This is a genomic window from Neorhizobium alkalisoli (assembly GCF_007829835.1).
GTDB lineage: Bacteria > Pseudomonadota > Alphaproteobacteria > Rhizobiales > Rhizobiaceae > Neorhizobium.
In genome coordinates this window covers 1,163,169-1,188,341 of the sequence record NZ_VIWP01000001.1, presented here as the reverse complement: position 1 = coordinate 1,188,341, position 25,173 = coordinate 1,163,169, and the positions used below count along the sequence as shown (strand labels likewise).

Sequence of the window (25,173 nt, the reverse complement as noted above, 5' to 3'; positions counted from 1 at the left end):
GATTTTATGCGATTTTCCAAGCTTATTATTCATTACTAAAATTTGGTATTCGCAATTAGTAATTTGTAAACAAGCCTTACCTAACGTTCGGAACTCGTTAATCAGACGACCGTTGCCCAATCGGTTTTGACCGGTTCGGGCATTACTCCGCACGGTTCGCCTGGGGTCTTAAAGCGGGAGACACACGTATGAACGAGCACTTTACTCGTCCTCAGAAATCACCCTCGGCCGACGCGCAAGGCGCGAAACCGAAGCGGGGAAATCAGGACCGGTTCAGTTCCATGCTGATGGAGCTCGAACAACGCATCGCCTTCGATGCCGCTGTGGCCACAACCATAGATCACGCCAAGGACAAACATGCGGCAGCGCCCGACGAGGCTGCACACGGCTCTCATGAGACCGATGCGAATGATCGCGACAGCGACAAGCTGGCTGCCGCCATCGTTCACGGCGCCGATCAGAGCGACACGAAAACACAACCCATAGATGAATTTCCGAAGCAGGTCGTTATCGTCGACAGCTCGGTTCCGGATTACGAATCCCTGCTGAAAGGCATAGATGGGGACTACGAGGTCATCGTCCTTGAGAAGGGCCGCGACGGTGTCGAGCAGCTGGCCGAGGCGATGTCGCACATGAAGGGCGTCGAGGCCGTCCATATCATCTCGCACGGCGACGAAGGCCGGCTTTATCTCGGTTCGGCCGAACTGACGATCGAATCCATGGCCGGCGAATATGCCGACGAGCTGCAGAGCCTGACGGCATCCTTGACCGCCGATGCCGACATCATGATCTACGGCTGCGATTTCGCCCGCGGCGAACTCGGCCAGAACGCTGCCCGGATGATGGGCTACATGACCGGTGCCGATATTGCCGCCTCCACGGACGCGACCGGCAGCGCCGCGCTCGGTGGTGACTGGGACCTGGAATATCGCAGTGGCGAGATCACCACCGCGATCGCGCCCTCGCTGGAAGCGCAGCGCGATTATGCCGAGCTTCTGAACACCCAGGCTTCCGTCGGCAATGGTGCCCTGCTCGTCGTCTCCGGCCGGACGATCTACAGCGTCGACGTCGTGACCGGAAAAGCGACGGCGATCACCACCGCTCCCGCCTCCGTCGGTGGCGTCAGCCTCAGCGACACCCTGAACTCGCTTGCCGTCGATCAGACCAACGGCCTCATCTATTACACTGACAGCAACAGCGCCAATTCCAACCGCGCGCTCTTTGCCTATGACTTCGTCAACAACACCCACATCCTGATCGACAGCGACCTGACGAACAACGGCACTGGCCTCAGCATCACGGTTGGCGATCGCGGTGTCGGCAGCGGTGCCGCAACCTATTACAACGGCTCGCTTTATCTCGGCATCGAGAACATCAACTCCGCCGGCGACGACCAGATATGGCGCATCACCTTCAGCGGCAACGGCCGCACGATCGCCTCCGCCTCCACATTCGGTGCAGCCGTGACCGGCAACAACGACTGGGGCGATTTCGCGATCGACACCACCAATAATTACCTTCTCAGCATCAACGGTGCTGCCGCGACCATCACGCGCTACAATCTGACCGGCGGCGCGATCGTTGGCACGGCGCTGACCAACCCGACCGGCACGACCCTCGTCCAGGGCGGCGGCGACATCAACGGCAATACCTATCTCGTCGGCTCCTCGATCCAACAGATCAACGCCACGACGGGCGCTGCGATCGGCTCGGCAATCACTATTACCACCAATGGCACAACCGCGATCGGCACGGTTTCCGACGGCGCCCGCTGGGTGCCGCCGACAGGGTCGATCGGCGACCAGATCTATGACGAGAACGGCACCAATACGAGTTTCGACGCCGGCGTCGACGTCGGCATCGCCAATGTCACGGTCCAGCTGATCGATGACGTCAACGGCAATGGCGTCGTCGATAGCGGCGAGCGGGTTCTGGCGACCGACACGACGGGCAGCGACGGCCGTTATCTCTTCACAGGCGTCCTGCCCGGCCAGTATATCGTCCGAGTCACGGATACGAACGGTGTGCTCGGCACCGCCCCCGCAACGACCGCCACGACCCAGGCAATTACACTGGCAACGATCGGCGCAGCCAATCTTGCCGCCGATTTCGGCTACAATGCCGCAGCACCGGTCATCGACCTCAATTCCGGCACGACGCCGACGCAGATGATCACCAATGGCGCGACACCCGGAACCTCGGGCTGGGTCATATCCGGCACGGGCGCTGTCGCGACCAGCAACAGCAATGACGGTTTTGCCTGGACGCTGAATGGTGGCACCGGCACGCTGACCCAGGCCAACGTGACAGGTTGGAACGACGGCCAGGCGCCTTCGGGCGCGGCACAGCTGACCTTCGATGTCGGCTGGAGCAACAATCTCCTGCTCGGCGTTTCCAACGACAACAACACGCCCGCGACGTTGGATGTAACGATCAACGGCGTGCTTTATGCGCGCGTCACGACCGGCACGACGGGTGGCACGCCGAACACCGCGACGATCACCTATTTCAACGGCGCGTCCGGCACGCCTTCGACCGTCGCCGCCTCGACTGCCGGCACCACGAACTGGAATCGCACAACCGTCACCATAAACCTGCCATCGACGATCGCAGCGACCGGCGATCTGGTCTTCAGCTATTCGGCCGCAGGTGGTCTGCTGACCCCGAGCACCGACGACATCTTCATCGACAATGTCAGCGCGCTCCGGAATGTCGACACAACGGCGGGCGTCAATTATGCGACGACCTATACGGAAAATGGCACAGGCGTCGCGATTGCCTCGACGGCGACCGGATTCCTCGCCGATGTACGCGACCTCGACAGCACGACGATGCGTTCGGCGACCATAGTGCTGACCAATGCCCAGGCCGGCGATCTCCTGACGCTCGGCACGCTGCCTTCGGGCATTACCGGCTCGATCGACACATCCGTTTCCGGCCAGATCACCGTGACGCTGTCCGGCACGGCCACCAAGGCCAATTATGCGGCCGCGATCCGTGCCATCACCTTTTCCAACAGCGGCGACAATCCGGGCACGACGCCGCGCACGATCAACGTCACCGTCAGCGATGGCGGCCTGACCTCGGCCGTCGCGACAGCGACGATCAACGTCATCGCGGTCAATGATGCACCGACGAACATCCTTCCCTCCGGTGGCTGGACGACCAACGAAGATACGAATGTGGCGCTGGCAGGCCTCGCCGTCGCCGATCTCGATGCCGGCAGCGGCGCGATGACCGTGACCCTGAACGTCGCCTCCGGTTCGATCACGGCGGCAGCCGGAACCGGCGTAACGATCACCGGCTCCGGCACGGCCACCGTCACCCTTACGGGCACGCTCACCAGCCTCAATGCCTATCTCGGCACGGCCTCCAGCCTCACCTATGTCCCGGTCGCGGATGCCAACGGCACGGTAGTGCTGACGATGACGACCAACGATAACGGCAATACCGGCATCGGCGGCGCGCTCTCGACCTCTTCCACCCGCAATATCAATATTACGCCCGTCAACGACGCGCCGGTTCTCGATCTCGACGGCTCGACGGCAGGCGCGAACTATTCGATCGGCTACACGGAAAATGCCGCAGGCGTGGCGATCGCCAATACCAACAATTCCGTCATCGACGTCGACAACACCAATATGGCATCGGCCACGATCGTCATCACCAATGGCCAGGCCGGCGACGTGCTGTCGGCAACCGGCCTGCCGGCCGGCATTACCGCCTCCTATAATGCCACCACTTTTACCCTGACGCTGACCGGCTCCGCCAGCAAGGCCAATTACCAGACCGCCCTTTCGCAGGTCCTCTATTCCTCCACCTCGGACAATCCGACCCTTGGCGGCACGGTGACCGGCCGCACGATCAGTGTCAGCGTCAATGACGGCGCGCTTGCCTCCAACACGGCCGTCACGACTGTTGCCGTCACCGCCGTCAACGATGCGCCGGTCAACACCCTGCCGGCCTCCGGCTGGGCGACCAACGAGGATACGAATGTCGCGCTGACCGGCCTTTCGATCAGCGATCTCGATGCAGCGAGCGGCAATATGAGTGTCACGCTCAATGTCGCATCCGGCACGCTGACGGCAACCGGCGCAGGCGGCGTCACGGTGATCGGTTCCGGCACCGCAACCGTGGTGCTGACCGGCACGCTGACGAATATAAACGCCTATCTCGCCTCGGCCTCCGCGCCGATCTACGTTCCCGTGCCGGATGCGAACGGCAACGTCACGCTGACGATGACGACCAGTGACAACGGCAATACCGGCACAGGCGGCGCGCTGACGGCTGTCAGCAACCGCGTCATCGCGATCGCTGCTGTCAACGATCCGCCGATCCTCGATCTCGATACCGGCTCGACCGGAACCGGTTACGCGACGAGCTATACGGAAAAGGGCGCCGCCGTCGTGATTACCGGCGCAGGCAGCCTGATCACCGATGTCGACAATGCCAACATGGCCTCGCTCACCATCGTCATCTCCAACGGTCAGGCCGGTGACGTGCTTGCGGCCGGCACCCTGCCGGGCGGCATCGTCGCGACCTACAATGCCGCGAACTTCACCCTGACACTCTCCGGTTCGGCCACCAAGGCGGATTACCAGACGGCGCTGCAGGCAGTCCGTTATTCGACCACATCGGACAATCCCTCGACCATTGCCCGCACGATCAACGTCACCACCAATGACGGCGCGGCCAATTCCAACACGGCGGTCGCGACCGTCAACGTCATCGCCGTGAACGACGCGCCGGTCAACACGGTGCCCGGCCCGGTCACGCTACAGGAAGACGTGCTGACGGCCATTACCGGCCTTTCCGTCAACGATGTCGACAGCACCAATCTGACCGTCACGCTGACGGTGGCAAACGGCATCCTCTCGCCCTCCGTCACGGCTGGCACGGTAACCGGCTCGGGCACTGCGACGGTGACGATTTCCGGCACGCAGGCGCAAGTCAACAGCGTGCTCGCCTCGCTGCGTTATCAGGGCAATGCCGACTATAACGGTTCCGACACGCTGACGATCGTCACCTCGGACGGGTCGCTCACCGACACCGATACGGTTGCGATCACCATTAACGCGGTCGCAGACATCACGCCGGACACGGTCACGACGGCGGAAGATACCGCAATCAGCTTCAACGTCCTTACGGGCACGAATGGGGCAACGGCCGACACCTTCAAGAACCCTCTGCGGGCAGTGACGTCAGTCACCCAGCCGCCGGCCGGCCAGGGCACCGTCACCTTCGCCGCCGACGGCACGATCAATTACGTGCCGACCGCCAATTTCAACGGCCAGACCACCTTCACCTACACGGTCACGTCCGGCGGCGTCACCGAGACGGCTCTGGTCACCGTCAATGTCACCGCCGTCAACGATGCGCCGGTCAACAGCCTGCCCGCGTCCGGCTGGGCAACCAACGAGGATACCGGGATTGCCCTGACAGGCCTGTCGATTTCCGACGTCGATGCCGGCAATGGCACGATGACGGTGACGTTTGCCGTGCCGACCGGCGTGATCGCCGCCACTTCCGGCGGCAGTGTCACCGTCACCGGCTCGGGAACTGGTACGATCGTGCTCTCCGGCACGCTTGCCAATATCAACACCTATCTCGCCTCGGCCGCCGCCCCGGTCTACACGCCTGTCGCCAATGCCAACGGCACGGTGACGCTCACCATGACCACCAGCGATGGCGGCAATACCGGCACGGGCGGCACGCTCACCGATATCGACACGCGCCCGATTACCATCGCGGCCGTCAACGATGCCCCGGTCAACCAGCTGCCGGCCACCTATTCGATCGCCGAGGACACGTCGCTTGGCCTGACCGGCATCCAGATCAGCGATGTCGATGCCGGCACGAGCACGATGACGATCACGCTCGGCGTCAATTCCGGCATCCTGACCGCAAGTGCGGCCTCCGGCGTCACCGTCTCCGGTTCGGGAACCGGCACGATCGTGCTCTCGGGCACGCTCGCCAACCTCAACATTTTCCTCGCCGGCACCGCCCGGCCGACCTTCACACCCGTCGCCGATTTCAACGGCGCGGTGACGCTTACCATGACCACCAATGACGGCGGCAATACCGGCTCAGGCGGCGCGCTGACCGATGTCGATATCTCGACGATCACCGTCACGCCGGTCAACGATGCCCCGGTCCTCGATCTCGACGCCTCCGGCGCCGGCACCGGCTTCACGACGAGCTACACGGAAAACGGCACCGGCGTCGCCATCGTCGATACCGACGTGCTGGTCACCGATGTCGACAACACGACCATGGCATCCGCCACGATCACCCTCACCAATCCGCAGGCCGGCGACCTCCTGTCCGTCGCAGCCGGGCTGCCCGGCACGATCACCGCCAACTACAATGCCGCGACCTTCACCCTGACCCTGACCGGCACGGCGACCAAGGCGGATTATCAGGCCGCCTTGCAGCTCGTCCGTTATTCCTCCACGTCCGACGATCCCGGCTCGACCGCCCGCATCATCACCGTCGTGGTCAATGACGGCGCGGCCAATTCCAATACGGCGGTCGCCACCGTCTCGGTCATCCCCGTCAACGATCCGCCGGTCAACGGCCTGCCCGCAGGCTATACGATGGCGGAAGATGCGACGCTCGCCCTGAGCGGCCTCTCTCTGGCAGATCCCGATGCCGGCAGCGGCACGATGACCGTATCGCTCTCCGTCAATTCCGGCACGATCGCAGCCGCCTCCGCATCCGGCGTCACCATCACCGGCTCGGGCACCGCAACGATCACGCTCACCGGCTCGCTTGCCAATATCAATGCCTATCTCGCGAACGGCTCGAGCCAGCCGGTCTATACGCCGGTTGCCGATTTCAACGGCGCGGTCACGCTGACCATGACGAGCAGCGACGGATCGCTGACCGACACGGACAGCCGCACGATCAGCATTTCCGCCGTCTCGGATATCGCCGACGATACCGTCACGACCAACGAGGACACGAGCGTCGGCATCAATGTCAACGCCAATGACAGCTTTGAAAATGCAGGCCATGCGATCACCGCCATCAACGGCACCTCGATCGTCGCCAATGGCGTCGTTACCGTCGGCAACGGCACGGTGCGCCTGAACGCCGACGGCACGCTGACCTTCACGCCGGCCGCCGATTACAACGGCCAGACGACCTTCACCTACACCGTCACCTCGGCCGGCGTCACCGAAACGGCGACCGTTACCGTCAACGTCACCCCCGTCAACGACGCGCCGGTCAATACCGTGCCCGGAGCCCAGACGACGGCCGAGGATACGACGCTCGCGATCTCGGGCGTCAGCGTCAACGATGTCGATGGCGGCACCTTGACGACGACGGTCAGCGTCACCCACGGCGCCCTGTCGGTAACCGCCGCAGCCGGCGCCACGATCACCAACAACGGCACCGCGACCGTGACGATTTCAGGCACGGCCGCACAGATCAACGCCGCGCTTGCCGGCCTCGCCTATGCGCCGACCGCCGATTACAACGGCTCCGCCCAGCTGACCCTCGTCACCTCCGACGGCGCGCTCTCCGATACGGACACGATCGCCATTTCGGTCACCGCCGTCGCCGATATCGCCAACGACACCGTGACGACGAACGAAGACACGGCGATCACCATCGACGTCAATCTCAACGACAGCTTCGAAAACACCGGCCACTCGATCACCGCCATCAACGGCACGGCCATCGCCGTCAATGGCACCGTCGCCGTTGCCAATGGCACGGTACGGCTTGAAGCCAATGGCCGGCTGACCTTTACGCCAACCGCCGATTACAACGGCCAGACCAGCTTCACCTACACGGTCACGTCAGGCGGCGTCACCGAAACGGCGACCGTCACCGTCAATGTCACGCCCGTCAACGATGCCCCGGTCAACACCGTGCCCGGCCCGCAGACGATTGCCGAAGACGGCACGATCGTCTTTTCGGCCGGTGCAGGGAACGCGATTTCCGTTGCCGATATCGACAGCGGCACGCTGACGGTGACGCTCACCGTCACCAACGGCGCCTTCACCCTGTCCGGCCTGACCGGCCTCACCTTCACCGCCGGCGACGGCACGGCCGACGCGACCATGACCTTCTCCGGCTCGGCTGCGGCGATCAATGCCGCCCTTGCCGGCGCGACCTATGTGCCGACCCGCGATTATAATGGTGCAGCACAGATCACCCTCACCACCTCGGACGGCGCGCTGTCCGATACCGACACGATCGGCGTCACCATCACCGCCGTTGCCGATATCGCCAATGATTCCATCTCGACCGATGAGGATGCGGCCGTCACCATCGCGGTCCTTGCCAATGACACGTTCGACAATCCCGGCCGCACGATCACCGCGATCAACGATATCGCCATTGCCACGGGCGGCTCGATTGCCGTCGCAAACGGCACGGTGCAGCTGACGGCGGGCGGCCAGCTCGTCTTCACCCCAACGCTCGATTACAACGGCGTCACCACCTTCACCTACACCGTCACTTCAGGCGGCGTCACGGAACGGGCGAAGGTCACTGTCGCCGTCGCCTCGGTCAACACGCCGCCGGTCAACACGATCCCGACCAGCTATGCCGCGGTCGAGGATATCCCGCTCAGCCTGACCGGCCTTTCCATCGCCGATGCGGATGCCGGCACGGGCACGGTCTCGGTGACGCTTGGCGTCGATGCCGGCACGCTCTCGGCGGCATCGGCAGCCGGCGTCACGGTGACAGGCACCGGCACCCGGCAGATCGTCCTGTCCGGCACGATCACCGCCATCAACAGCTACCTTGCCGGAACATCGCGCCCCACCTTCACGCCGCTTTCCAATTCGACCGCCACCGTCACCCTGACGATGACGACCAATGACAACGGCAATACCGGCGGCCCGGCACTGACCGATATCGACACCTCGACCATCTCGATCACCCCCGTCAACGACGCGCCTGCCGGCACCGACAAGACGATCACGCTCAACGAGGATGGCGCCTATACGTTCAGCGCCGCCGATTTCGGCTTCACCGATCCGAACGACACCCCGGCCAATGCGCTTTCGGCCGTCGTCATCACCACGCTTCCGGCCAATGGCGTCCTGTCGCTCGGCGGCGTTCCGGTCACGGTCGGCCAGGTGGTCAATGCCGCAAGCATTGGCAGCCTGGTCTTCACGCCGACCGCCAATGCCAACGGGGTTGCGCTTGCCGCCTTCACCTTCCAGGTGCGCGACAATGGCGGCACGGCCAATGGCGGGATCGATACCGATCCGACGCCGAACACGATCACCTTCAACGTCACCGCCGTCAACGACGCACCGGTGAACACGCTGCCGGCCGGTTTCGCCACCAATGAGGACACGGCACTGGTGCTGACCGGCCTTGCCATCACCGACATCGATGCCGGCAACGGCAATGTGACAGTGACGCTCTCGGTTGGTTCCGGCACGCTTGCCGCCACTGCCGGCGGCAATGTCGCGGTCTCCGGTTCGGGGTCTGGCACGATCGTGCTGACCGGTACGGTCGCCAATATCAACGCCTATCTCGCCGGCAATTCACGGCCCGTCTACAACCCGGCCGCCAATGCCAACGGGACGGTGACGCTCACCATGGTGACGAATGACGGCGGCAATTCCGGCACGGGCGGCGCGCTGACTGATACGGATACGGCGACGATCGCCATTGCCCCGGTCAACGATGCGCCGGTCGGATCGAACGGCGCCATTACCATCAACGAGGACACCCCGTTCTCCGGCACGCTGCCGGTCGCGACCGATGTCGATGGCGACGCGCTCACCTATTCGGCCGGCACGACCGGGCCGTCGCATGGCGTCGTCGTCATCGATGCGAACGGCACCTATACCTATGCGCCCGCGGCCAATTTCAACGGCACGGACAGCTTTACCTATCGCGTCAGCGACGGTACGGCGACGGTCGAATATACGGTCTCGGTCACCGTCAACGCCGTCAACGACCTGCCGGTCGCCGCAAACGATAGCGCGCCGACCGCCGCCAACAGCAATGTCTCGCTCAACGTGCTTGCCAACGACACCGATGTCGATGGCGACACGCTGACCGTCTCGCAGGTGAATGGCGCAGCCGGCAATGTCGGCATCGGTGTGGCCGGCACCAATGGCGGCACGTTCACGATCGGCGCCAATGGCGCGGCCGTTTTCAACCCCGGCAATGCCTTTATCGGCCTTGCCGCCGGCCAGACCGCCACGACGGCCGTGACCTACCAGGTTTCGGACGGCAATGGCGGCTTCTCGACCGCGACCTTTACGGTGACGGTCACCGGCGTCAACGACGCCCCGGTCGGCACGCCGATCGCCAACCAGAGTTCCAGCGATGCGCAGGCAGTCTCTTTCAACATCGCCGGCAATTTCAGCGATCCCGATGCGGGCGACAGCCTGACCTTTACCGCAACCGGCCTGCCGCCGGGCCTTTCGATCAGCGCCGCCGGCCTGATTACCGGCACGATCGACCGCAGCGCCAGCGTGACCGGCCCCTATTCGGTCACCGTCACCGCCACCGACCGTTCGGGCGCACAGGCAAGCCGCAGCTTTACCTGGGCCGTCGCCAATCCGGCACCGGTCGCGGGGAACGACACGGCGACGACGACAGAAAACGCCGCCATCAGCGGCTCGGTGCTGACCAATGACAGCGACCCGGACAATGATCCGATCACCGTTTCCGCCGTCGGCGGCAGCGGTGCCGGCGTCGGCGCGGCGGTGGCCGGCTCGAACGGCGGCACGTTCACCATCAATGCCGATGGCACCTATGCCTTCAATCCCGGCACGAGTTTCGACAATCTCGCCGCCGGCCAGAGCCGCACGACCTCGGTCACCTACACGATATCGGATGGCCAGGGCGGCACCGCGACCGCGACCGTGAGCATCACCGTCACCGGCGAGAACGATGCCCCCATCGCCGTCAACGACGCGTTCGTCACCAATGAGGACACCGCCGTCACCTTCGACGTGCTCGCCAATGACAGCGATGTCGATGGCGGCACGCTTGCCGTTACGGCGATCAATGGCCAGGCGATCGCATCAGGCGGCTCCGTCACCGTGACCGGCGGTGTCGTGACCTTGAACGCCGACCGCACCCTGACCTTCACGCCATCTGCCAATTACAATGGCAGCCCGAGCTTCACCTATACCGTCTCCGACGGCCAGGGCGGCGCGACCGTGGCAACCGTTTCCGGCACCGTCAACCCGGTCGAGGATGCACCGGTTGCCGGTGACGACACGTTCAGCACCCCGGAAGATACGCCGATCACCTTCGACGTGCGCGGCAATGATAGCGATGTCGACGGCGATCCGCTGACTGTCACCCAGATCAACGGCACGGCGATTTCGGTCGGCGGTTCGGTCACCGTCATCGGCGGCCGGGTGATACTCAATGCCGATGGCCGTCTCACCTTCACGCCTTCCGCCAACTATAACGGCAGCCCGAGCTTCACCTACACGATTTCGGACGGCCAGGGCGGCACGGCGACGGCCACCGTCAACGGCACCGTTACACCGGTGCAGGACCCGCCAGTCGCCGGTGACGACACGTTCACCACCGCGGAAGACACGCCGACGACGATTACCGTCCTTGCCAATGACAGCGACCCCGATGGCGACACGCTGACCATCACCCGCATCAATACGACGGCAATCGTTGCCGGCGGTTCTGTGGCCGTTACCGGCGGCACGGTGACGCTCAACAATGACGGCACGCTGACCTTCACGCCATCGGCCGATTACAACGGCAACCCGAGCTTCACCTACACCGTCTCCGATGGAAACGGGAACTCGGTCGATGCCACCGTTCGCGGCACGGTAACCCCGGTCAACGACGCGCCGGTTGCCGTCAACGACACGTTCACGACACCGGAAGACACGGCCATCACCTTCGACGTGCGCGGCAATGACAGCGATGTCGATGGCGACACGCTGACCGTCACCCAGATCAATGGCACTGCAATCGTCTCCGGCGCCACGGTCGCGGTCACCGGCGGCACGGTGACGCTCGGTTCCGATGGCCGGCTGACCTTCACGCCGGCGGCCAATTACAACGGCACGCCGAGCTTCACCTATACCGTCTCTGATGGCCATGGCGGCACGGCGACCGCCACCGTCAACGGCACGGTCACGCCCGTCGAGGACGCGCCGATCGCCGTCAACGACACGTTCACGACGCTTGAGGATACGGCGATCACCATCGACGTGCGGGCCAATGACATCGATCCGGATGGCGATGCGCTGACCGTGACCGCGATCGACGGACAGGCGATCGCGACCGGCCAGACGATCACTGTTACCGGCGGCAGCGTCCGGCTCGAGGCGGACGGCCGGCTCACCTTCACGCCCTCGGCCAATTTCAACGGCACGGTCGGTTTTGCCTACACGGTCTCCGACGGCATACTGTCCGCAAACGGCAGCGTCAGCGGCACGGTCACGGCCGTCAACGACGCACCTGTCTCATCCGACATCGTCGTCTCGACGCCGGAAGACGTGTCCCTTCAGGGCACGCTCACCGCAAGCGATGCGGATGGCGATGCGATCACCTTCTCGGCCGGCACGACGACGCCGGCCAATGGCGCAGTCACCATCAATGCCGACGGCACCTATACCTACACGCCGAAACCGGATTTCAACGGCACGGACCGTTTCAGCTTCGTCGTCACCGATCCGAGCGGCGCGCGCAACGAATATACGGTGACGGTGACCGTTACCGCCGTCAACGACCTGCCGGTCGGCACGCCGCTTCCGACCCGCTCCGCCAATGACGGCGCCAGCGTCAATCTCGATCTCTCCGGCTTCTTCAGCGATGTCGATGGCGATACGCTCGCCTATTCGCAGACCGGCCTTCCGAGCGGCCTCAGCATCAGCCCTTCCGGCGTCATCTCGGGCACGATCGACAACCAGGCAAGCCGCGGCGGCCCGAACGGCAACGGCATCTACACCGTCACCGTCAGCGTCGCCGACGGGCATGGCGGCACGGCGCAGCAATCCTTCACGCTGACCGTCTCCAACCCGGCCCCGATCGCCGTCAACGACACGGCGGTGACCGACGAGGATAGACCGGTCACCATCAACGTGCTCGCCAATGACAGCGACCCGGACGGCGATCCCCTGACCATCGTCTCGGCAACCGCGGCGAATGGCTCGGTGACGATCCTGACGGATGGCGAGATTTCCTATCAGCCTTCCGCCAATTTCAACGGCACGGATACGATCACCTACACGATCTCGGACGGCAATGGCGGCACCGCGACCGGCACCGTGACCGTGACCGTCAATCCGGTCAATGACGAGCCGGTCGGCAGCCCAATCGCCGACCGCACCCGCAATGACGGCGATACGGACAGTTTTGACCTCAGCGCCTTCTTCTCCGATCCCGAAGGCGGGGCGCTGACCTACAGCATCGACCCGAATACACCGCTGCCGCCGGGCCTGACCCTGGTCGGCTCCACGATCACAGGCAGGATCACGCCCGACGCATCCGGCCCGGACGGTGAAAAGACCTATCACATCCGTATCATCGCGACCGATGACGGCAACCTCTCGACCGATATCGAGTTCAACTACACCGTCCTCAACATCGCGCCGATCGCCAATGACGACAGCGCCGAGACCAACGAGGACACGCCGGTCGATATCAACATCCTCGCCAATGACAGCGACCCGGATGGCGATACGGTCGAGGTCATCCGCGTCAACAATGTCGTTCTGATCCCGAATGGCGCAGCGATACCGACGACCAACGGCTCTGTGCGGCTGATCGAAAATGCCGATGGCAGCCAGTTCCTGCGGTTCACGCCGAACCCGGACTATAACGGCCAGGAAAGCTTCACCTACTCGGTCGATGACGGCAATGGCGGTGTCGATACGGCCACCGTGACGATCAAGATCAATCCGGTCAACGACCTGCCGGTCGGCCAGCAATTGCCGGACCGGGTGCGGGCCGATGGCCAGTCCTTCACCTATGATGTCGGCGATTTCTTCTCCGATCCCGATGGAGACAGCCTCGCATTTACCGTCGACGGCCTGCCGGCCGGCCTGCAGATGAACGCAAACGGCCTCATCTTCGGCAATATCGACCACAATGCCAGCCAGGGCGGCCCGGATGGCGACGGCGTCTACACGGTCACGATCATCGCCTCGGACGGCAAGGGCGGAACAGCGACCCAGACTTTCGAGCTGCAGGTCACCAATCCCGCGCCGACCGCCCATAACGACCTCGTCACCATTGATGAGGACGTGGCCGGCGGCTACACGTTCAATCCGATCACCGGCGAAGGCACGGACAATCCGACGGCCGGCGCCGATATCGACCCGGACGGCGATCCGCTGACGATTATCGCCGCCAGCGCAGGCTCCGGCACCGTCACCATCAATGGCGACGGAACGCTGACCTATGTCCCCGCGCTGAATTTCAACGGCATCGATACGATCGTCTACACGATCTCCGACGGCAATCTCGGCGTCTCGACCGCGACCGTGCGGGTCACCGTCAACCCGGTCAACGACCGCCCGACCGCCACCCCGATCCCCGACCAGTATGACAGCGACGCCCAAGCGGTCGATTACGATGTCAGTCCCTATTTCGACGATGTCGACGGCGACACGCTGAGCTTTTCCGCGACCGGCCTGCCGGCAGGCCTCTCCATCGACGCCAGCGGCCGCATCACAGGCACGCTCGCGGCAGACGCATCCAATAACGGCCCCTATACAATCGCGATCACCGCCACGGACGGCGTTCTCTCCGTGACCCAGAACCTCACCTGGATCGTCACCAACCTTCCGCCGAAAGCCTATCACGATACGCTGACCGTCGATGAGGATACATCCGGTACCGGCAATGTGCTCACCAACGACGCCGATCCGGACGGCGACAGGCTGACGATCGATCAGGTCGAAGGTTCCGCGACCAATGTCGGTACCGCGATCAGAGGCTCGAACGGCGGCACCTTCCTGATCAATGCCGACGGCACCTATACATTCGACCCCGGCACGGATTTCGACGACATGTCGGCCGGCGATCCGCCGCGCACGACGACGATCACCTATCGCGTCACCGACGGCACCGGTTTCGACACCGCGACGCTGACGGTCACCGTCACCGGCGTCAACGACGACCCGACCGCTGACCCCATTCCGGACTATACCCGTGCGGACGGTGAATCGCTCGACGACCACCCGCTGCATCTCGGCGCCTTCTTCCAGGATGTCGATGCCAATGACCGCCTGACCTTCTCCGCCTCATCCTTGCCGGCGGGTCTTTCCATGGATCAGGATGGGACCATTACCGGCACCATCGCCAGCAATGCCTCGCAGGGCGGCAATGACGGCGTCTATACGGTCACCGTCACGGCAACCGATCCCAGTGGTGCATTCGTCACCCAGGACTTTACCTTCACCGTCACCAATCCGGCGCCGATCGCCGTAAACGATACGGTCGAGACGGGCGAGGACCAGCCGGTCACCTTCGACCCGATCACCGGTCTCGGCACGACAAGCGGCGCAGCCGGCGTAGATATCGATCCCGATGGCGATACGCTTTCGCTCGACCCCGATTTCACCCCGGTCGCCGGCCATGGCACGGTCACCGTCAACGCGGACGGCACGCTGACCTATACGCCGAACCCGGACTATAACGGCACCGACACGATCGTCTATCGCATCACCGACGGCCAGGGCGGTCTCAGCACCGGGATCATCACCGTCTCCGTCGATGCGGAGAATGATGCGCCGGTCTCCTCCGTCATTGCCGATATCGATCGCAATGACGGCGAGGCGATCAGCATGGATCTCTCCGGCCATTTCGTCGATCCGGAAGGCGATACGCTGACCTATTCGGCAGCAGGCCTGCCGCCGGGTCTCCAGATCAATCCCGCAACGGGCGTCATCACCGGCCGCATCACCCATGATGCCTCCGGCCCGATGGGCGTGCAGAATTATATCGTCGAGATCACCGCCACCGATCCGGACGGCGCCTCCGCCACGGCAAGGTTCACCTATACCGTCCGCAACATTCCGCCGATCGCCGAAAACGACATCGCAACGACGCCCGAGGATACGCCGGTCGATATCGACATTCTTGCCAACGATCGCGATCCGGATGGCGACAGCGACACCGTCATCCTGATCGACGGCGTCAACCTGACGGTCGGCGGCGGCGCTGTCCGCACCGCCAACGGCTCCGTCCAGCTCGTGCTCGATGCCGCGGGCCGGGAAATACTCCGCTTTACCCCGAACCCGGATTATAATGGCACCGAACAGTTCACCTACACGATCAGCGACGGCAATGGCGGCTCCGACACGGCAACCGTCACCATCATCGTCCAGCCGGTCAACGATGCGCCGGTCGCCACCACCATTCCCGACCGGACCCTGACCGACAGTGCAGATTTCAGCCTTGATGTCCGGCCTTTCTTCAGCGATGTCGACGGCCAGGCGCTGACGATCACCGTCAGCGGCCTGCCGCAGGGACTGACATTCGATCCGGCGACCGGCGTCATCAGCGGCACGCTCGGTGCCGCCGCCTCGCAGGCGAGCCCCTATACGATCACCGTCACCGCCAGCGACGGCACCGCCTCGGCGGCAGCCACCTTCCGCCTCACCGTCACCAATCCGGCCCCGGAAGCGGCAAACGACACGGTCGATACGCAGGAAGATACGCCCGTCACGTTCAACCCGATCACCGGCAGCGGGACGACGATCGGCGCGGACGGTATCGACCGCGATCCGGACGGCGATCCGCTGACCATCACCCAGATCGACGGCCAGGCCATCGCCATCAACCAGACGATCGCCGTTGCCGGCGGCAGTGTCACGCTCATCGACGCCTCCGGCACCCTCACCTTCATCCCGGCGGCCGATTTCAACGGCACGGTCGGTTTCACCTACCGGCTGAGCGACGGCAATGGCGGCTTTTCGGACGCCTCGGTCACGCTGAATATCGCTGCGGTGAACGACCTGCCGGTCGTCGACCTCAACGGCACGGCAACCGCCGGCACCGACAACCAGGTGAGCTTCACCGAAGGCGGCGGCTCGGTGCCGGTCGTCACGCCGGATGCGATCATCTCCGATGTCGAGGGCGGCATTACCTCGGTCGATATCGATCTTGGCGGCTTCCGCGATACGGGCAGCGAAGTCATCCATCTGAACGGCTCGGTGGATCTCGTCTTCGGCACCGCCTCCTCGGGTACGATCGCCTTCGGCGGCACGACCTTCTTCTACCGTTATGACGGTGCCGCCGCGCTGCATTTCGAAAATGCGGCCGGCAATACCGTGCCGATGCCGGATGCGGCGGCGAGCGCGCTGCTGCGCGCCATCCAGTACGAAAACCGCAGCAACAACCTGACAGCCGGCGACCGCACCCTGACGGTGACCGTCACCGACAACCAGGGCGGCGAGACCGACGCCGTCGTCACCGTCAGCGTCGGCGCGGTCAACGATCCGCCGGTCGCGGTCGCCGATACCGCCGTGACCGAGGAAAACACGGCGATCGTCAACGGCCCGAGCGTGCTTGCCAATGACAGCGATCCCGAAGGATCGGCGCTGACGGTCGTTGCCGTCGGCACCGGCAATCCCGGCGATGCCATTACAGGCTCGGCGGGCGGCACCTTCATCATGGCCGCCGACGGCACCTGGCAATTCAATCCGGGCACCGCCTTCGACAATCTTCAGGTCGGCCAGACCCGCGACACGGTCGTCACCTATACCGTGGCCGATGCGTCCGGCGCGACCTCGACGGCGACGCTGACGGTGACCGTCACCGGCAGCAATGACGACCCCGCCGGCGGCAGCTTCACGCTGAACGCGGTCGAAGACACGGTCGCGACTGGCTTCTTGCCCGTCACGGATGCCGATGGCGATACGCTGACCTATGCGCTTGCAAGCCAGCCCGCCCATGGCAGCGTGACGATCGGCGCCGATGGCAGCTATGCTTACGTGCCTGCCGCCGATTTCGCCGGCGCCGACAGCTTTACCTACACGGTCGGCGATGGCCGCACATCGGTCACCTTCACCGTGTCCGTCAATGTCGCCAATGTACAGGATCCCCCGGCCGGCTCGGTTCCCGACCAGGCCTTCAGCGATGCGCAGAGCGTCAATCTTAACATTGCGCAATTCTTCTCGGATGCCGATGGCGACACGCTCGCCTATAGCCATTCCGGCCTGCCGACCGGGCTTTCCATGAGCACGACCGGCCTCATCACCGGCACGCTGCGCAGCGACGCATCGCAGCTTAACGGCGGCGCCTATGTCGTGACGGTTAGCGTCAGCGACGGCCAGGGCAATACGATCAGCCGCGATTTCACCATCACCGTCTCCAACCCGGCGCCGGTTGCGCAGAACGATGCGATCACCACGGAGGAGAACACGGTCGCCACCGGTTCCGTCTTCGCGGACCATGGTTCCGGCGTGGATTTCGATCCCGATGGCGACCAGCTTTCCGTCTCGGCCGTCAATGGCGCGGCGGCAGGTGTCGGCGCGTCGGTCACCGGCACGGCCGGCGGCGCATTCGTGATCGGCGCGGATGGCAGCTACAGGTTCGATCCGGGCACCGATTTCGATGATCTTGCCGCCGGCCAGACCCGCGCGACCAGCATCACCTACACGCTTTCCGACGGCCAGGGCGGCACGTCGACCGCCACGTTTACGGTCACCGTCACCGGCACCAATGATGCGCCTGCCGGCCAGGACTTCACGCTCAATGTGACGGAAGACACGCCCGTCAACGCGACGCTTCCGACCGCAACCGATGCGGAAGGCCAACCGCTCACCTATGCGGCCGGCAGCCAGCCTGCGCATGGCAGCGTCACCATCAATGCCAACGGCACCTATACCTACACGCCGGCCCCGGACTTCTTTGGCACCGACACATTCACCTATACGGTGAGCGACGGCACCTCCGTCTCGACCTATACCGTCACCGTCAATGTCGCCGGCGTCAACGATGCCCCGGCGCTCGGCAATGACACGTTCACCATCGACGAGGACGGCAGCGGCATTGTCGACGTGCTCGCCAACGACCGCGATGCGGATGGCGATACGCTGACCATCACCGCCATCGACGGCCAGGCGATTGCCACGGGTGGCAGCGTCGCGGTGACCGGCGGCACCGTCACCCTCAATGCCGACAGGACGCTGACCTTCACGGCCGCCCCCAATTTCAACGGCCCGCTTTCCTTCACCTATACGGTGTCGGACGGCACGGGCGGCCCCAATTCGGCCTCCACGGCAACGGTCTCTGGCTTCATCAACCCCGTCAACGATGCGCCGATTGCCCAGAACGATAGCGCGGCGACCGATGAAAACACCATCGTCGGCGGCAATGTCATCATCGGCAGCGACAGCGACCCCGATGGCGATACGCTGACCGTCATCCAGGTCGGCGCCGGTCCCGATGGCGTCGGCGCGACGCTTGCCGGCGACAATGGCGGCCGCTTCGTGATCCTTGCGGATGGTTCCTACAGCTTCGATCCGGGCGCGGATTTCAAGGACCTGCAGGCGGGCGAAACCCGCGCAACGGCCATCACCTATACCGTTTCGGACGGCAATGGCGGTACGGCACTCGCAACCCTCACCGTCACCGTCAGCGGCGTCAATGACGCACCGCAGGCCCCGACCCTGCCGCCGCGCAGCGATGCGGACAACACGGCGGTGACGCTCGATCTCGGCGCCCTCTTCTCCGATGTCGATGGCGATGCCCTGTCCTTTACCATTTCCGGCCTGCCGACCGGGCTGACCTATGATCCGGCAACCGGCCTGATCTCGGGCACGATCGACCGCTCGGCCTCCGGCCCGACCGGCAGCCAGGCCTTCACCGTCACGGCCACGGCAACCGATGGCCATGGCGGATCGGCGGAACGGCTGTTCGTCTGGACCGTCACCAACCCGGCTCCGGTCGCACAGAACGACAGCTTCTCGATCAACGAGGGACAGTCGCTCACCGGCTCCGTGCTCGCCAACAACGGCAATGGCGTGGACAGCGATCCCGATGGCGATCCGCTGACGGTCTCGCCGGTCAGCGGCCCGGCCCACGGCACGCTGACACTCAATACAGATGGCACGTTCACCTACCAGCCGGCCGCCTTCTTCAACGGCACGGACAGCTTCACCTACCAGATTTCGGACGGCAATGGCGGCGTCTCGACAGCGACCGTGACGATCAGCATTGCCGCCGTCAACGACGCGCCGCAACCCGGGAATGATACGTTCACGATCGACGAGGACGGCAGCACGGTGATTGCCGTTCTCGCCAACGACATCGATCCCGATGGCGACGCGCTGACAGTGACCGCCATCGACAACCGGCCGATCACCACGGGCGCATCGGTTGCCGTGACGGGCGGCATCGTGACCCTCAATGCCGGTGGCACGCTGACCTTTACCGCCAACCCCGATTTCAACGGAACGCCGAGCTTCACCTATACCGTCTCGGACGGAACAGTGACGCGCGACGCCACGGTGTTCGGCACGGTCAATGCCGTCAACGACGCGCCGGTCAACACCCTGCCCGGCAGCTTTGCGGGCCGCGAGGATACCGACCTGCAGCTGACCGGCATCGCGATCTCCGATGTCGACGCCGGCAATGGCACGATGACGGTGACGCTGGGCGTCAATGCAGGTTCACTGATCGCGTTTTCAGGCGGCAATGTCGTCGCCTCGGGCACAGGCACGGCCAGCATCACGCTCACCGGCACGCTTGCCGATATCAACGCCTATCTCGCCGGCCCGACCGCGCCGACCTATCGCCCGGTCACCGACAGCAATGCCGCCGTGACACTGACGATGACCACCGATGACGGTGGCAATAGCGGCGCGGGCGGCGCCCTTACCGCAACCAGCGTCGCGACCATCCTGATCGACCCGGTCAACAACGCCCCGGTCGCGTTTGACGAGCGCATCTCGACGGCCGAGGATACACCGGTCGAAGGCACGATCGCAGCCTCGGATGTCGATGGTGATCCGCTGAGCTATGTCGTCGCCACCCAACCGGCCAATGGCCGGGTGACGATCGATGCGGATGGCCGTTACGTCTACACGCCCGGCAGCAATTTCAACGGCACGGACAGTTTTGTCGTCACCATCTCGGATGGCCATGGCGGCATTGCAACCGCAACGGTCACGATCGATGTCGCACCGGTCAACGATGCACCGGTCGGCGCCGATCTCGCGATCACCATCAAAGAGGACCAGCCGCTTTCCGGCCGGCTGCCGGTCGCGACGGATCCCGAAGGCGCGCAGGTTACCTACGGCACCGGCACGCAGCCGATGCACGGCACCCTCACCGTCAATCAGGATGGCACCTACAGCTACAGCCCGGCTGCGAATTTCAACGGCACCGACAGTTTTACCTATACGGTGAGCGACGGTACGGCTGTTTCGACCTACACGGTGACGATCACCATCGACCCGGTCAATGACGCCCCCATCGGCGCCGACCTGCAGATCGCGGTCGCCAATGGCGCGACCGCCAGCGGCACGCTGCCGCCGGCGACGGATCCGGAAGGTGGTACGGTCGCCTACGCAGTCGGCACCGTCAACAACGGCGCGACCGTGGTGATCGGCCCGAATGGCAGCTACCTCTATACGCCGGGCACGGGCTTCAGCGGCGTCGATACTTTCACCTACACCGTCAGCGACGGCACCGATGCCAGCACCTACACGGTGACGGTAACAGTCGGTGCGGCCAACCAGCCGCCGACGGCCGGCAATGACAGCGTCGATGCGGTCGAAGACACGCCGCTCGACGGAGAGCTTCCCGCTGCAATCGACAATGAAGGCCAGCCGATAACCTATGCGCTCGGAGCCCAGGCCGCGCATGGCCAGGTCACCGTCAATGCCGACGGCACCTATCGCTACGTGCCGAATCCGAATTTCAACGGCATAGACAGCTTCACCTTTACGGTCAGCGACGGCACCGCCTCGTCGGTCTATACGATCACCATCCGGGTCGCGGCCGTGGACGACGCGCCGGTCGGCTCCGGCACAAGCATTGCCGTGACCGAAGACGTGCCGGCAACCGGCACGCTGCCCCGCGCCTTCGACCCAGAAGGCCTGCCGGTCACCTATTCTGCGGACACCCAGCCTGCCAATGGTTCGGTCACCGTCAATCCCGACGGCACCTATCGCTACGTGCCCAACGCCAATTTCCACGGCACGGACAGCTTTACCTTCAAGGTCAGCGACGGGCAGAAAACCTCGGTCTTCACCGTCAACGTCACCGTTACGGCCACCAACGACGTCCCGGTCGGCGCCAATGTCTCGATCTCGACCAACGAGGACACCGCTTTCAACGGCCAGTTTTCCGCGACCGACAGCGACAATGACCCGCTGACCTACAGCCTCGGCAGCGGACCGGCGCATGGCAACGTCACGATCGAGAACGACGGCCGGTACACCTACACGCCGAATGCGGATTTCCACGGCACCGACACCTTTACCTACAAGGTCAGCGACGGCACGGCGACGGTGACCTATACGGTGACGGTGACGGTCCTGCCCATCAATGACGCCCCGACAGGCGCCGATGGCACCGCCGCGACGGACGAGGATACGGTCCTTCAAGGCAGGCTGCCGATCGGCTCCGACCCGGATGGCGACCCGCTGTTCTACAGCCTCGCCCAGGCGGCCCAGCATGGAACCGTCACCATCAATCTCGACGGAACCTACACCTACCAGCCGAACCCGGATTTCAACGGCACCGACACGTTCCAATATACGGTGAGCGACGGCCAGGTTCCGAAGACCTATACGATCACAGTCACCGTGCGCCCGGTCAACGATGCGCCGGTCGGAACCGATATTTCCGATAGCGTCAACGAGGACGGCCGCCTGACCGGCACGATCCCGCCCGCAACCGATGTCGATAACGACACGCTGACTTACGGGCTTGGCCGCGCACCGGCCCATGGCACCGCCACCGTCAGCGCCACCGGCCAGTATAGCTATGTGCCGAACCCGGATTTCAACGGCACCGACACGTTTACCTACGGCGTCAACGACGGCACGGTGACAGTGTTCTACACGATCACAGTCACCGTCCGCCCTGTCAATGACGCACCTGTCGGGCGCGATACGACGGTTCTGACTCCGGAAGACACGCCGCTTTCCGGCCGGCTGCCGGTCGCGACGGATGTCGATGGCGATACGCTGACCTATGGCCTCGGCCAGCGGGCCGGCCATGGCACCGTCGTGATCAATGCCGATGGCACCTATCGCTATGTTCCGGCTGAAAATTTCAACGGCACGGACAGCTTCGTCTATACGGTGAGTGACGGAACAGAGACCCTGCGCTACACCGTCACCATCTCCGTCATTCCCGTCAACGATCCGCCGGTCGGCTCCGACGTGACGATATCGGCGACGGAAGACACCGTCGCGACCGGCCGGCTGCCGCTGGCGACCGACGCGGAGGGAAGCCCGCTTACCTACGGTCTCGGCGCCGGCCCGAACCACGGGACAGTGACGATCAATGCCGATGGCACCTATCGTTACGTGCCCGCCCTCAATTTCAACGGTACCGACACCTTCACCTATACGGTAAGCGACGGAACGGCGACCTCGACCTATACGGTGACCGTCGCGGTCGCGGCGGTGAACGACGCCCCGGTCGGCTCCGATACGGCGATCTCGGTCACCGAAGGCACGACCACCACCGGCAGCCTGCCGCCGGCAATCGACCCCGAGGGCGATGCGGTTACCTACGGACTTGGGCAGGCCGCCCAGCACGGCACGGTGACGATCAATGCCGACGGCACCTATCGCTACACGCCGGATGCCGGTTACCGCGGCAGCGACAGCTTTACCTATACCGTGGGCGATGGCCGCGATTCCGCGACTTATACGGTCACCATTTCGGTCGGCGCCGCAAACCGGGCGCCGGTCGGCTCCGACACCCGCATCACCGTGACCGAGGACACGCGCTTTACCGGCCGCCTGCCGGTCGCGATCGATGCAGATGGCGACGATCTTGCCTATGGCGTCGGCGCAAGGCCCGTGCATGGCACCGTCACGATCAACGAAAACGGCACCTATGCCTATGTGCCGGCCCGCAATTTCAGTGGCGTCGACACGTTCACCTATACGGTCAGCGACGGAAAGGCGGTTTCGACCTACACGGTTACGGTCGTCGTCGATCCGGTCAACGATGCCCCGATCGCCTCCGACACGAAGATCTCGGTGACAGAAGGCACGTCTTCGACCGGTAAATTGCCGCCGGCCATCGATGCCGAGGGCGATCCGATCACCTATGGCCTAGGACGCGGCGCACAGCACGGCAGTGTGACAGTCAATCCCGACGGCAGCTATCGTTATACGCCGGATTCCGACTACAGCGGCAGCGATACCTTCACCTACACGGTCAGCGACGGAAGCGGCAGCTCGACCTATACGGTGACCGTAACAGTCGATCCGGCAGAACCGGCAACACCGCCACGGCCGCCGCTTGAAATCGATCCGCCGACGCCCATCCCAACGGAGCCGACAGTCTCCTGGACACCGATGTCGCCGTCGCAAACCGTCTCCGCAGGTTCGCCCCTGTCGTCTGAGATCACCTCCGATCTCAATGGTATCGCCGACCTCACCGCGCAGGGCCCGATCGTCAATGTCGTTAATTCCATCCGCTCCCTGAATGGCATGGGCTGGCTTCCGGATCGCGGCGCCGTCGTCCATGTCGCCGGCCAGATTGGCGAATGGCAGGAAAGCGGCCGGATCATAGACGAGGTCACGGCCGGTTTCTTCAAGGGCGGATCCAACATCCACCTTGCCCGTGGCAATGGTGAAACGACGTGGTTCCAGATCGATACGATGGTCTATAACGACTATCTCTACATCATGCCGTCATCCGACGGCGGCGTGGAGAACGCCAGTTTCGGTGTGACGCTTGCCGATGGCAGCCCGCTGCCGGTCTGGCTGAAGCCGACCCGCCAGGGCCTCGTCGTCGGCCGCCCGCCGGCCGGCCTGCCCTTCATCGATTTGCGTATCCATGGATCATCGCAGGACGGCGTGATCTCGGACACGGTCCGCATCGACCTGCATACCGGCGCGGTGCTGGACCATATCAGCGACCGTCGCTCCGAGCTCGATCCGGGCCAGGGTCTGTTTTCCGATCATCTTTATGCGGCAGCCAATGGTGACGAGGAAGGCAGCCTGTCGATGCTGGCCTATGCGCTTGAAAACTGGAGCGAACTGCCGGAACGGTGAGGAA

At 64.1% G+C, this 25,173-nt stretch carries 1 protein-coding gene; it reads left to right on the top strand.

Going from position 1 to position 25,173, the window contains the following annotated elements; all coding sequences use genetic code 11:
- Nucleotides 1-281: 281 nt before the first annotated feature.
- Nucleotides 282-25,169, top strand: a complete 24,888-nt coding sequence (locus FHW37_RS05155; protein ID WP_186458149.1) for an Ig-like domain-containing protein — start codon at nt 282-284, stop codon at nt 25,167-25,169.
- Nucleotides 25,170-25,173: the final 4 nt, after the last annotated feature.